7 protein-coding genes and 2 pseudogenes are annotated in these 13434 nt (G+C 63.6%); 4 read left to right on the forward strand and 5 right to left on the reverse strand.

The window, feature by feature from the left end; genetic code table 11:
- Positions 1-16: 16 nt before the first annotated feature.
- Together ACVOMF_RS09580 and ACVOMF_RS09585 are read left to right on the forward strand one after the other, a co-directional pair.
- A pseudogene (locus ACVOMF_RS09580) lies at positions 17-3301 on the forward strand (ATP-binding protein); the annotation flags it as partial.
- A 419-nt stretch (positions 3302-3720) separates the two neighbouring features.
- The gene (locus tag ACVOMF_RS09585; RefSeq protein ID WP_481509077.1) at positions 3721-4098 is read left to right on the forward strand and encodes an MAPEG family protein; all 378 of its coding nucleotides are present in this window, start codon (positions 3721-3723) and stop codon (positions 4096-4098) included.
- 194 nt (positions 4099-4292) lie between these two features.
- On the opposite strand, the gene ACVOMF_RS09590 is transcribed toward ACVOMF_RS09585, so the two are convergent.
- From ACVOMF_RS09590 to ACVOMF_RS09605, 4 genes are all read right to left on the reverse strand, one after another.
- Positions 4293-7169, reverse strand: coding sequence for a TonB-dependent receptor plug domain-containing protein (locus tag ACVOMF_RS09590; RefSeq protein WP_481509078.1), 2877 nt, complete (start codon positions 7167-7169; stop codon positions 4293-4295).
- 144 nt (positions 7170-7313) lie between these two features.
- Complete coding sequence (locus ACVOMF_RS09595; protein ID WP_481509079.1) at positions 7314-8057, reverse strand: SDR family NAD(P)-dependent oxidoreductase; 744 nt, start codon at positions 8055-8057, stop codon at positions 7314-7316.
- Positions 8058-8172: 115 nt separating this feature from the next.
- Positions 8173-9765: an EAL domain-containing protein gene (locus ACVOMF_RS09600; protein ID WP_481509080.1), complete on the reverse strand. Its 1593-nt coding sequence runs from the start codon at positions 9763-9765 to the stop codon at positions 8173-8175.
- 97 nt (positions 9766-9862) lie between these two features.
- On the reverse strand, positions 9863-10642 hold the full coding sequence (locus tag ACVOMF_RS09605; RefSeq protein WP_481509081.1) for a sulfite exporter TauE/SafE family protein: 780 nt from the start codon (positions 10640-10642) through the stop codon (positions 9863-9865).
- Positions 10643-10703: 61 nt separating this feature from the next.
- Between ACVOMF_RS09605 and ACVOMF_RS09610 the strand changes: the two are divergent.
- A pseudogene (locus ACVOMF_RS09610) lies at positions 10704-10862 on the forward strand (YchJ family metal-binding protein); the annotation flags it as partial.
- Positions 10863-10876: 14 nt separating this feature from the next.
- On the opposite strand, the gene ACVOMF_RS09615 reads toward ACVOMF_RS09610, so the two are convergent.
- Entirely contained in the window at positions 10877-12511 is a 1635-nt protein-coding gene (locus tag ACVOMF_RS09615) for an EAL domain-containing protein (protein WP_481509082.1), read from the reverse strand.
- A 378-nt stretch (positions 12512-12889) separates the two neighbouring features.
- On the opposite strand from ACVOMF_RS09615, the gene ACVOMF_RS09620 reads away from it, so the two are divergent.
- Entirely contained in the window at positions 12890-13285 is a 396-nt protein-coding gene (locus ACVOMF_RS09620) for a YchJ family metal-binding protein (RefSeq protein WP_481509083.1), read from the forward strand.
- Positions 13286-13434: the final 149 nt, after the last annotated feature.

Below are 13434 nucleotides of genomic sequence, written 5' to 3' on the forward strand. Positions count from 1 at the left end.
CGCGAGCCAGTTCCGCATGCGCCGTCTGCAGGTGCTCAACTGGGGTACGTTCTCCGGTCTGACCGAAGTACCGATCGCCGAGCGTGGCTTCCTGTTCGTCGGCCGCTCCGGCTCGGGCAAGTCCACCCTGCTCGATGGCATGAGCGCATTGCTGACGCCGCCGAGCATCGTTGACTTCAACGCCGCCGCGCGCGAAGCCGAGCGTTCGGGCCGCGACCGCTCGCTGGTGTCGTATGTGCGTGGCGCCTGGGCCGACCAGCAGGACAGCGAGTCCGGCGAAATCGCCACCCAGTACCTGCGCAAGGGCGCTACCTGGAGCGCATTGGCGCTGGAATACCACAACGCCCGCGGCGACGCGGTGTCGATCGTGCGGCTGTTCTGGATTGCCGGTGCCGGCACCTCGGCCAATGACGTGCGCAAGCATTACATGGTGATCCCGCGTCGCTTCGACCTGGCCACCGAGATGGAAGGCTTCGACCTGGACCTGCGCAAGCTGCGCGGTCGCCTGGGCGAAGACGTCGGCCACTTCGACAGCTTCACCGGTTATGCCGAGCGCTTCCGACACCTGCTCGGCATCGGCAACGACATGGCGCTGCGTCTGCTGCACAAGACCCAGTCGGCCAAGAACCTTGGCGACCTCAATGGCTTCCTGCGTGGCTTCATGCTGGAAGAGCCGCGCACCTTCGAAGCTGCCGACCGCCTGGTCGATGACTTCGCCGAACTTGATGGCGCCCACCACGCCGTGGTCACCGCGCGCCGCCAGGTCGAGACGCTGACCCCGGCGCGTGATTTCCACCAGGACCTGATGACGCTGCGCAAGGGCGTGGCGACGCTGCGCGACCTGCAGATCGGCATCGACGGTTTCCGCGAGGAAAAGCGCCTGGAGCTGGTCAACGAGCGCCTGAAGGAAGTGGAGATGCTCGACCGCGGCCTGATGGGCGAGGAAGGGCAGCGGCGGCAGTCGCTGGACAACCACGAACAGAAGCTGGTCGAACTGGAACGCCAGCAGCGCGAGCAGGGCGGTGAGCGCATCGACGAGCTCGAGCGCGAGCGGATCCGCATCGAGCGCGAAGTCGAAGAACGCAGCCGCCGCCGCAAGCAGTTGGAAGGCGCTTGCCGTCAGCTCGGCATGGTGCTGGCGGAAACCGCCAGCGGCTTCTCCGAACAGGTGGAGCAGGCGCGTGCCTTGATCGATGGCACCAAGTCCGGTGCCGGCACCGTGGACGACGCTATCGCCGAGCGCATGGCCGAGCGCCGCGATGATGAAAAGCGTTTTGCCGCTCTGCGGGTGGAACTGGAGTCGCTGAAGGCTGCACCGAGCTCGATCCCGGCACCACTGCAGCAGATGCGCGCACGTCTGTGCGACGACACCGGCCTGTCCGAGTCCGCGTTGCCCTTCGTTGGCGAGTTGATCCAGGTGCGCGAGGACCAGATCGGTTGGCGCGGTGCGATCGAGCGCGTGCTGCACGGCTTCGCGCAATCGCTGCTAGTCGACGAGAAGAATCACCAGCAGGTCGCCGAGTGGGCCAACCGTACCCACCTGGGCACCAAGTTGGTCTACTTCCGCATCCGTGACAATGAACTGCTGCACGCACGTGAGCCGGAGAAGCGTTCGCTGATCCACAAGCTTCAGTTGCGCGATCATCCCTACGGCGATTGGGTCTACAACGAGCTGCAGCGTCGTTTTGATTACACCTGCGTGGAAAATGCCGGCCAGCTGCGCAACGAAGACCGCGCGATCACCCGCGAAGGCCAGATCAAGCACCCGGGCGACCGCTACGAGAAGGATGACCGGCATGCGGTCAACGATCGCAAGCGCTGGATGCTTGGCCATGACAACCGCGACAAGCGTCGCGTGTTCGAACGCGAAGGGCAGGAGCTTGCCCAGCGCATCGCCCGCAGCGAGGCCGACGTGGCAATGCTGCGCAAGCAGCGCGAAAGCGGGCAGGAAAAGCAGCTGGCCGCGCACTCGCTGATCGAGCGCGACTGGGACGAAATCGATGTCGGCCCGCGCCTGCAGCGGTTGAGTGATATCGACGAGCAGTTGGTCGACCTGCGCGAAGGCGACACCGCCTTGGCGCGCATCGGTCAGCAGATTGAATTGACCCGCGGCCTGCGTGATCAGGGCAAGCGTACCTATGAAGACGTGCGGCTGGAACGCGGTCAGTTCTCGCGTGAGCGCGCACGGCTGGAGCAGCTGCGTGACAACGGCCAGGCGCGCGTCGCCAGCGCGCCGCTGACCGAGCTGCAGCGCGAAGGTCTGGAAGAGCGCCTGAACATCCTGCCGGGCTTGAACCTGGAAAGCCTGGAAAGCCACTTCCGCGTGATCGAGCGTGGTCTGGCCGAAGAGTTGGGCAGCAGCCAGGGCCGTGATGCCAAGCTGACCCAGCATTTGCTGGACTGCTTCCGCAAGTACACCCAGCAGTGGCCGGAAGACTCCGGCGACTTCACCGTGTCGCTGAGCAGCGCCGACGATTTCCTTGCGCGTTTGACCCGCTTGGAAAGTGATGGCCTGCCGCGTCACGAAGGCCGCTTCTTCGAGTTGCTGCAGACCCAGAGCAAGAACAACCTGCTGGCCCTGCAGCGGCATACCGCCGAAGCGCACAAGGCGATCAAGCAGCGCATGGACGAGGTCAACGCCTCGCTGGAACAGGTCGCCTTCAACCGCGGCACCGTGCTGGCCATCGACGTGCACGACCGGCGTCTGCCGGAGGTGCAGGATTTCCAGTTGCAACTGCGTGCGGTGCTGACCCACCAGCAGACTGAAGACCGCTCACTGGCCGAGTCGCAGTTCAACGTGCTGCGCGAGCTGGTGCGCCGTCTCGGCGCGCAGGAACCGGAGCTGCGTCGCTGGCGCGAGCAGGTGCTGGACGTGCGCCTGCACGTGGAGTTCATCGGCGTCGAGCTGGATGCGGATACCCGCGAGCAGGTGGAAATCTACCGCAGCGGCGCCGGCAAGTCCGGTGGCCAGCGGCAGAAGCTGGCGACTACCTGTCTTGCCGCCGCGTTGCGCTACCAGCTCGGCGGCGAAGACGGCGAACTGCCGCGCTATGCCGCGGTGGTATTGGACGAAGCCTTCGACAAGGCCGATAACGAATTCACCGCCTTGGCGATGAACATCTTCGAGAACTTCGGTTTCCAGATGGTGGTGGCCACCCCGCTGAAGTCGGTGATGACGCTGGAGCCGTTCATCGGCGGCGCCTGCTTCGTCGAAATCAGCGGCCGTCACGATTCGGGCGTGCTGCTGATCGAGTACGACGACGAAGGCAATCGCCTGAAGCTGCCGGCGCGTGCGCGCGGTGCGATGGCGCAGGCCAGTGCGGAGGACGTGGTGGATGTGCCGGTTGCTGTTGAAGCATCGGCTGCCTCCACTGACGCTGTTGAAGCTGAGGTTGAAGTGTCGGTTGTTGAAGCTGTGGCGGAAGTGGAAACCAAGCCAGCGGTGAAAAAAGCTGCGAAGAAGGCTTCGACCAAGAAGAATATTCCGGCCTGATAGCTAGGGGGAGACCCGGCTTTCCCTTCTCCCGCTTGCGGGGGAAGGTGCCCGGAGGGCGGAAGGGGGGCGCTTTTGACGTTGCTTGTGGCGTGAGGCAAGAGCCAAAGCACCCCTCCCCAACCCTCCCCTTGGCCTTCGGCCAAAGGGAGGGAGCACAGCCAGAGCAAAGCCATCGCTGCGCTTGTTACCCTTCCTAAACCACTACACGCGCAACGGAGATCAGCATGCATTACGTGGAAATCGTCACCGCCCTGGTGGTGCTGCAATACCTGTACTTCATTGTGTTGGTCGGCCGCGCGCGTGGCCGCTACGGCGTCAAAGCACCCGCCGTTACCGGCCACGAAGGCTTTGAGCGCGCCTACCGCGTGCAGATGAACACCCTGGAGCTGATGGTCGCGCTGCTGCCATCCATGCTGATCGCCGCACGCTTCTGGCCTGCCGAATGGGTGGCAGGTATCGGCGCGGTATATCTGATTGGCCGCTTCATCTACTGGCGCGCTTACGTCGACAACCCGTCCAGCCGCGGACTGGGCTTCGGCCTGTCGATGCTGCCGGTGCTGGTACTGCTGTTGATGGCGCTCGCGGGCGCGTTCCTGCGCTGAGAACTCGCAGCTTTTCCCATGCTTTTGTGGGAGCGGTGTAAACCGCGAAGCTCATGGCCTCGCAATTGCAACTTGGTCTGCAATTGCATTGCTTGCGCGGCTTCGGGCAGCGCAAGCTTCGCGGTTTACACCACTCCCACAAGAACAATCATGAAACCAAGGGAGCCTCACGGCTCCCTTGGTCGTTCTCCAACTCAGAAATCCATGCTGAGCTTGGCGTAGGTGTAGCGGCCGGGCAGGTCGTAGGTTCCCGGGTCATAGCCATTGAGCGTGCAGCTCAGGCAGATCGGTGGGTTCTTGTCGAACACGTTGTTGACACCAACGCTCACCTTTACACCCTTCATCCACGCATCGGTACGCCAGCTGATCTGCGCGTCGTGATAGGTGGTTGCGCCCAGCCAGTGCTGATCGGCAACGCTGTCGGTGCAGATTGCAAAGCCATTGGCACCGGCACAGCTTTCACGCAGCCGGTCGATGTAGCGCATCGTCCAGTTCACGTTCCAGTTGCGGAAGTCCCAGTTGGTGCTCAAGGTCGAGCTCCATTCCGGGATCGAGCTGTCACTGACTTCGATGCCCGGGCCCTTCGGCTCTGGCTGACCGGACTCGTTGACCAGCTCATAGCGGGTCACCCAGGTTGCCTTCCAGTCGAAACCGAGCTGGCCCCAACCGGTTTCCGGCAACAGCCAGTGCGCGTTGAAATCCCAGCCGCTGGTGTTGATGGTGCCGAGGTTGGCGAGGATGTCCTCGAAGCGCACGATCTGGCCACGGTCGTTGCGGGTATAGCTGGCACAGGCAACGGCATCGCGGGTGTCGATGCAGCGGTCCATGATGGCCTGCGCATCCGGTGCCTGGATCGCCTTGTCGATGGTGTGGCGGTAGAAGGTCAGACCCAGGTCGAGCTTGCTGGCCCAGCTGCTGTCTTCGGCCCAGCTTGGGCTCCACACCGCACCGGCCATGAACGAGCGGCTCTCTTCCGGCTGCAGGTCGCGGTTGCCGGAGGTCACCACCGAGATCTGCGGATTGGCCTGTTCATAGCCCGGCGGTACGCCATCGGCAACGCACTTGGGGGTGGTGGATGCGGCGTTGTTGCAGGGGTCGACGATGGTGGCGTCGAACCGGCTCAGCGTGCCGTACAACTCGCCGATCGACGGTGCACGGAAGCCCTGTGCGAACGACATGCGCAGCAACAGTTCATCGGCCGGCTGCCAGCGCAGGCCGATCTTGCCGGTGTTGGTGCCGCCGAAGGTGGAGTAGTCCGAGTAGCGGCCGGCAATGCTCAGGTCCAGGCTCTTGCCCCAGAAACCTTCGCGCGCCAGCGGCACATCGAACTCGACGTAGGCTTCCTTCACCGAGTAACTGCCGATGGTCACGCCGGACGGCACGCCGTTGTACTCACCGGCGATGGTGATCGGGTCGGGATGGTACTCGCCCTTGTAGCGTCGCCATTCGGCACCGGCGGCGAAGGACACCGGCCCGGCCCAGATGTCGAACAATTCGCCGGTGATGTTGGCCGAGCCCAGCGACAGCGTGTTCTTGCTGCGGTCACGCACGATCGGCGAGATCCACGCCAGCATCTGCGGGGTGATGGTGCCGGGGCCGCCAAACAGGTTCAGTGGCACGCAACCGGCGATGGCCGCACACGCCGCCGGATCGCCCAGCGCCTGGTTGATGTGCTTGATGTTGTAGCTGCCGGTATTGGTCTGGGTCGCCTTGCTTTCGCTGGACATCACGTTGACGTCCCAGTTCCAGGTGCGTTGGTTGACCTCGAACACACCATCCAGGCCGCCCGCGGCGTACCAGGTCTTCACATCCTGCTCGTAGCGGCGCGGACCACCTTCGACAGGTCGTCGGCCCAACAGGAACAGGTTGGGATTGGCGCCCATCGTGGTCAGGTCGAAGCCGAACGGGTTGTACGGGTTGTTGGCCGAGATCACCAGCTTGGTTTCGGCCCAGTCGTTGTAGACGCCGGCATCGGTGCCGAGGAAGAACGGCTCTGGCGCGGCCTGGTTGGCGGATTCGCGCTCGCTGTAGAGGCCGCGGAACCAACCACTGACGTTCGGGGTGAATTCGAAACGTACCTGGCCGAATACCGATTTGCGTTCGTTCGGGGTCAACAGCAGGTTGTAGGGCGCGAAGTTGAAGCGGTCCGCCCTGGCGAAGCAATGGTAGTCGTCGGTGCGGGTACAGCCGGTTTGGCTGGGATCGAACACCGGCTTGGTGACACCGGTATTGGAGGTGATGTTGTAGGTATTGCCACTGGGGTCGGCAAACACCAGCCGGCCCTGCGGTGTGGCCGAGCTGCCGTTGGCCAGGCCGGTGCCGGGGACCGGTTCGCGCGCCCACAGGTATTCGGATGAACTGATCTCTTTCTGCTTGAACCACGACGCGCCGACTATCCATTGCGCACGATCGCTGCTGCCACCAAAACTCAGGTCGACGCTGCTGGTGCCGCCGCCCTTGAGGTTGTAGTCGCCGTACTGCACGTCGACATGGCCGCCTTCGGCGCCTTTCTTGGTGATGATGTTGACCACGCCGGCAATTGCATCGGAACCGTAGAGCGAGGACGCGCCGTCTTCCAGTACTTCGATGCGCTCCACGATCGTCAGCGGAATGGTGTTCAAGTCCACCGACGAACCTACGCCCGAGCCGGAGGATTCATTGACCCAGCGAATGCCGTCCACCAGCACCAGGACGCGCTTGGCCCCGAGGTGACGCAGATCGACCGTTGCTGCGCCGGCGCCGACGCCGCCGCCATCAGGTGGAAAGCCGAAGTTGCCGCTGGAGTTGAGCTTGGTGCTCAGCGATGCGCCGCTGGCGGTGAGGTGCTGCACCACATCGGCGATCGAGCTGTAACCGGTACGTTCAATGGCTTCGCGGGTAAGTACCTGGACCGGAACCTGGGTTTCCAGCTCGGCTTTCTTGATGCGGGTACCCGTGACTTGAATGCTGTCCAGGGTCTTGGGCGTGCTGTCTGGTGCCTGTTGCGCGAAGGCCGCGCTGGGCAGCAGGCACAACAGCGATAGGCGGACAGCGCAGCTGAGGCGGCGCGGGCGTAGCGGTAACAACGTCATCGGAATGCTCCTGGTGATTGCCGGACTACGTGCCCGCCACCATGACGGGCGTAGCCGATTTGTAAGCAATTCGTTAGGAGCAGACAAGCGGCAGCGTGTCAACGCGAACCTGAATTCGCGCAGTGAAACGGCAGTTACATCACATCATTGAGCTGAATAGCCACCGTCGACCAAGTGGTAGCTCCCGGTAATGAACGACGCTTTGTCCGACAACAGGAAGCAGGTCAACGCCGCCACTTCCTCCGCCGTCCCCAGCCGCCCGGCCGGATGCAGCGCCACCAGCCCGGCGTAGGCGCGGTCGTCCATGCTCTGCAGCAGCGGTGTATCGATGAAGCCAGGGCCCACCGCGTTGATCCGCAGCCCGCGCGCGGAGTATTCCAGTGCAGCGCTCTTGGTCATGCCGACCAATGCGTGCTTGGCCGCCACATAGGCCGCCGCGCCGGCCCAGCCATTGCTCCCGAGGATCGAGGCCATGTTGACCACTGCGCCGCCGCCGCTGGCCAGAATCGCTGGGATTTCGTACTTCATCGAATAGAACACGCCATGCAGGTTGACCCCGAGCACGCGGTGCCATTCTTCCAATGGATAGTCGGCGGTCTGCAGGCTGGCACCGCCGATACCGGCATTGTTCACCGCCAGGTGCAGGCCGCCGAAGCGTTCGCAGCAGACGTCGACCATCAGCCGCACCGCATCCGGATCGCTGACATCCACTTGTAGCGGCTGTACCCGTTCGCCCAGCGACATGGCCACGGCGGTGGCGGCATCGCCATCGATATCGGCGGCCAATACCTGCGCGCCGCGCGCGGCCAATTGCCGTACCACCGCCTCGCCAATTCCGGAGGCGGCACCGGTAACCAGCGCAATGCGGCCGGCAAAATCGTGTTGCATGGGGCGTTTCCACGGCTGCGGTCATTCCGCATGTGGATAGGCTCCCGCGTTTGCCTTGCAGGCGCATTGCGTGGGATCAATCCGGGGTGGTGGCAGGCTTGTTGTTCGTGGCTGACTACAGCGCTGCATGTTGCCCAGGATGCGTATGCAATGGCACGAACACACTCAGGTCCTCTGCCCGCATCGGTCGGCCGAAGAAATAGCCCTGCCCGTAGAGCACGCCCTTGCTGCGGAAGAAATCGGCTTGTTCCTGGGTCTCGATTCCTTCCACCAGGGTCTGCATGCCCAGGCTGCGTGCCAGCTCGATGATGTGGGTCGCGACCTGGCTGGTCACCGCTTCGGTGCAGGCGGTGGAGGTGAAACTCTTGTCCACCTTGAGGATGTCGAACGGATAGGTGGTCAGGTAGGCGAGGCTGGAATAGCCGGTGCCGAAGTCATCGATGGCGATTTCGATGCCCATCGCGTGGATCGCCGCCACCACGTCCTGCGCGCTGGCTTCCTCGAGCAGGCCGCGTTCGGTGGCTTCCACCACGAACCGACCATTGCCAGCGCCGAGTGCACGCTGCATCTCCGCCAGCAGCTGCGGGGTCTCCATCGATTGCAGGTCACGCGGTGACAGATTCACGCCCAAGCGGAAGCGCGGGTATTGGCGGAAAAAGCTGCTCAGGTCCTTGACCACCAATTCCAGCACGCGCCGGGTAACCAGTTGGATCAGCCCGGCATCCTCGGCAAACGGGATGAAGCGGTCCGGTGGCACCACGGTGCCGTCCTCATGCTGCCAACGCAGCAGCGCCTCGGCACCGATGCAGGTATCGTCCTGCAGGCTGAACACCGGTTGGTACATCAGAAAAAAATGCCCCTTGTTGATCGCCCGCAGCAACTCGGCGCGGGTCGACCATTGGCGGCGGATCATCACCAGCGCCATGCCCAGCACTGCCAGTCCGGCAATGATGCCCAGCGGTATGAACCAGTGTGCGAACTGCTCCATGCGCGCATCGACCGCGGCCAATGGTGTGGCCACGATCACGCCAGTACCGCCAGGACGCAGTACCCGCCGCACCACCAGATAGCCAGCCTCCTCGTCGGTGAAGTGGCCGTCGTTGTCCTTGTCGACGGCGGCGGTGGCCCAGCGTTGCAGCAGCGTGCCCTGACGCGCCACATAGCGGCCATCCATGCTGTTGAACAGCGCCAGTGAAAGATCAGGGCGGGCGAACGGGGTAATCAGCCCGTCGGGGTAGACCAGCAATGCATAGCCGCCCTTGTCCAGCACCACGAACTCACGCCCCGGCAGACCAGGCACCTGTACGTGGGTGTAGACCTGCACGCCATCCGGTGCACGCAACGGACCTGGCGGCAGCACGATCTGCTGCATCAGCGCGCCGCCGGAGGAGCAGGCGACCTTGCCGTCCTGCAGGTACAGCGTACTTTTGACGATGTGCGAGCTGATGCCGAAGCGCTGCATGCGCAGCAGCCCGGCCGGGCTGCAGGGGGCATCGCCGCTGCTGCGCATTTCCGCACGCAAGCGCTCGATCACATCGATGGTGCCGGCCACCTCGCGGCTGATGCTGGTCGATACGTCATCGAGCAACACGTATTTCTCGCGAATGGCCTGTTTGCGCGCCTGGTGCAGCGAGTACAGCACCGGCACACAGGCGAGTATCGCGGCGGCGAGCAGCAGCAGTGCGGCGATTCGGTAGCGATTCTTCATGGGTGGCGCCATCCTTGGGTTGGCTTCTAGCTGCGCCACTATGTGATGTGCGTCAAGAATTTCCAGTGATGAAGATTTAGCTATGTGCAGGTGGGTTTCACGCCGGGCGGAAGGTATCCCAGGCCATGCGTGCGATCAGCACCACCACCAGCACCAAAAAAAGCTTGCGAATCAATGGGGTTCCGCCGCGCAGGGCAAGCCGGGTGCCGGTCACCGCGCCCAGCACGTTGGCCGCCGCCATCGGTACCGCCAGGGCCAGCAGCACATTGCCGCTGGGCACGAAGAAGGACAATGCCGCCACATTGGTCGCCAGATTGACCACTTTGGAGGCCGCCGAGGCGCGCAGGAAGTCCAGTCCGAAGAAGCGCACGAACAGGAAGATCAGGAAGCTGCCGGTGCCCGGCCCGAAGAAGCCATCGTAGAAACCGATCACCCCGCCCATCGCCAGCGCGATCAGCAACTCACGGCGGCCAACCTCGCGTGGCCGGTGCAGCGCACCGAAGTCCTTCTTGGCCAGGGTATAGCCCAGCATCACGATCAGCAGGGTCAGCACCAATGGCCGTACCGCCTCCTTGGACAGCAGCGTCACCGCGGTGGCACCGAGGAAAGAGAACGCAAACGCGGCTGCCGCTGCCAACAACACCGGCCGCCATGGGAAGCGCACCGCGCGCGCATAGCGCAGCGCCGAGGCGCCGGTACCGAACACCGAACTGAACTTGTTGGTGCCGAGCAGGGCCGCTGGTGTCTGCTGCGGCAGGGCAGTGAACAAACCCGGCAGCTGGATCAGACCACCACCGCCGACCGCCGCATCCACCAGCCCCGCGATGAAGGCGATGACCAGCAGCCAGGGCAGTTCGGGGGGAATCAATTCCAGCATGGCAACTCCGGCGCAGGGCGCGACAGCATACGCTCAGTGCAGCGGCGTATCGCTTGGAACGGTGCGGCGCGGCGACGGAAGGGCGCGGGCATCGCGCACCTTCCCCTGTGGCCGCTACCACGCCGGCCAGGTCGCAGCGGATGCCGGGTCGCTGATGCGTTCCCGCTACAGCGCCTACGTGCTCAAGCAGGTCGAGCACAGGTTGATCAGTTGCCATCCCTATCCGGCGACACGCTAGTCCAATGCCGATTGCGTGCGCCCAACGCACGGCCGCTGCCCGTGCAGCGCAGGTTGATACGCACGGGTGTCGGCAGCCACAAACTGGAAGAGCTCCTCGGCGCTCATCGGCCGGCCGAACAGATAGCCCTGGCCATACAACACCCCTCGACAGCGGAAGAAGTCGGCCTGCTGCGTGGTTTCAATACCTTCGGCCAAGGTCTGCATGCCCAGGGTATGGGCAAGGTCGAGAATGTGCTCGGCTACCTGGCTGGTCACCGCCTGGGTGCAGGCGGTGGAGGTGAAGCTTTTGTCCACCTTGAGGATGTCGAACGGATAGGTGGCCAGGTAGGCCAGGCTGGAATAGCCGGTGCCGAAATCGTCGATGGCCAGTTCGATGCCCAGTGCGCGGATCGCGTCGAGCACGCTCAATGCACTGGTCTCTTCCAGCAGCGCGCGCTCCGTTGCCTCCACCACGAACTGGCCACAGCCCGGGCCGATGTTCTGCAGCATCTCGCCCAGCAGCCTGGGTGTCTGCTCCGATTGCAGATCGCTGGCCGCCAGGTTCACCGCAAGGCGGAAGGCCGGCACACGCCGCAGGAAGTTGCCCATGTCCTTTTCAACCAGTTGCAGCACTTGTCGTGTGATCTGCTGGATGAGCCCGGATTCTTCAGCGATGGGAATGAAGCGGTCAGGCGGCAGCACCGTGGCTTCTTCGTACTGCCAACGCAGCAGCGCCTCGGCGCCAATGCAGCGGCCATCATGCAGATCGATCAGTGGTTGATACAGCAGGAAGAAGTGGCCCTTTCCGAGCGCACGCAGCAATTGGTTGCGCGGTGAGAGCTGGTGCCGGCTGAGCAGCAGCACACTTGCCAGCACGCTCAAGCCGATCACGATACCGGCAGGGATGAACCAACGCCCGAACCGGGCCATGCGGGCATCGATGGTGGCAATTGGCGTGGCGACGATCACCCCGTCGTCTCCGCCCTGCATGATGTGTCGCACCACCAGGTAACCTGCATCGGTATCCAGAAAATGGCTCGAAGCGCCCGCAGTAGTACCGGATGATGCCCAGTGATCGAGCACGCCACCGTCGCGAACGCTGTACAAGCCGTTGCGGGGCGTGAACAGGCCCAATGACAGGTCGGCACGGACGAACGGCGCGATCACGCCCTCCGGGTATACCAGCAACGCATAGCCTTCCTTCTCCAATACCGCATAGCTGCGGTCATGCACGCCGGGCAGCCGCACATCGGAATAGACACGGATGCCGTCGGCGCGCTTCGGTGACCCCGGCCCCAGCACCAATTGCTGCATCAGCGGATCGCTGGAGGAACAGACCACGCGATGGTCCTCCAGATACAACGCCGCGATGGAGATCTGGGTTCGCGCCCCCACCCGTTGCAGATGCCGGATGCCCGCAGGGCTGCACGCGGCCTCACCCCTGGCCGACATTTCGGCATGCATTCTGGTCAGCATGGCGAGTGAGTTTCGCACCCGCCGATCAAGTCCCTGCGCAACATCATCCAGTTCCCTGTATTTGTCGCCGATGGCTTGTTGTCGAGCCTGATGCAATGCGTAGAACACCGGAAGACAACCCAGCAGCAAACCCGCTAGCAGGAAAATTGCAGCGATCACATGGCGGCGTTTCATGGCTGCCCCATCCGGGGATTGGCGGGAGTCGCGCAAATATGTGACGTGAATCGGCAAGAAAACAATGTGCAGACAACTGTCCAGAAATAGCGTGGTCACACCCCGCCCAAGCTGTTCCATGCCATGCGCGCGATGAACATCAACACCAACGCTGGGAAAGGCTTGTGGATCAATGGCGTGCTACCCACAGTGGTTTCCGCGTGCCAATTACCGTGACACTGACGTAGGCCGCTACCATGGGTACAGTGAAGGCTGGCGGCCACGCCGGTTCGTGTGGAATCAACGCACGCATGGCGACACCGGCGCAGGATGCGACGCCATACGCTCAGCGTCCGGCCATCGCTTGGAACTGCAGCGTCTGTGGATGAAAATGCAGCGATGCAGACATCTCCCACTACTCCCTGTCACTGCGGCCGCGATCAGACCTATGCGGCCTGCTGTGGCCGTTACCACGCCGGACAGGCCGCACCGGATGCTGAGTCGCTGATGCGTTCGCGCTACAGCGCCTATGTGCTCAAGGACGTCGACTACCTGTTGGCCAGCTGGCACCCGGCCACCCGCCCGGCAACGCTCCCGCTGGAAGACGCCCCCGGCCAGCGCACGCAATGGCTGGGCCTGAGCGTGCAGCGCCATGCAGTCACCGGCGAAGACACCGCCGAAGTCGTGTTTACCGCCCGCTATCGCGTAGGTGGTGGCAGCGCGGTGAAGATGGTCGAGCACAGCCGCTTCCAGCGCATCGATGGCCGCTGGTATTACCTGGATGCCGCTGGCTGAAGCACGTGGCTCCCAGATGCATCGCGAAGGACAGGGTGGCGACGCCCTCTCGGTAGAGCCGCGGGCCGAGGAGGGTAGGGGCTGGCGGGGGTTTCGGATGCCCGGCGAGCTAGGGCGCCCCGGGGGTCTACCAGCCCATGGGGAAGGCG

Source organism: Stenotrophomonas sp. STEN022 (assembly GCF_056760155.1).

Bases quoted from the DNA above. Each gene is read 5' to 3' on its own strand.
- ACVOMF_RS09585 (WP_481509077.1), top strand. From the start codon at position 3,721: ATGCATTACGTGGAAATCGTCACCGCCCTGGTGGTGCTGCAATACCTG.
- ACVOMF_RS09615 (WP_481509082.1), bottom strand. From the start codon at position 12,511: ATGAAACGCCGCCATGTGATCGCTGCAATTTTCCTGCTAGCGGGTTTG.
- ACVOMF_RS09600 (WP_481509080.1), bottom strand. From the start codon at position 9,765: ATGAAGAATCGCTACCGAATCGCCGCACTGCTGCTGCTCGCCGCCGCG.
- ACVOMF_RS09590 (WP_481509078.1), bottom strand. From the start codon at position 7,169: ATGACGTTGTTACCGCTACGCCCGCGCCGCCTCAGCTGCGCTGTCCGC.
- ACVOMF_RS09605 (WP_481509081.1), bottom strand. From the start codon at position 10,642: ATGCTGGAATTGATTCCCCCCGAACTGCCCTGGCTGCTGGTCATCGCC.
- ACVOMF_RS09620 (WP_481509083.1), top strand. From the start codon at position 12,890: ATGCAGACATCTCCCACTACTCCCTGTCACTGCGGCCGCGATCAGACC.
- ACVOMF_RS09595 (WP_481509079.1), bottom strand. From the start codon at position 8,057: ATGCAACACGATTTTGCCGGCCGCATTGCGCTGGTTACCGGTGCCGCC.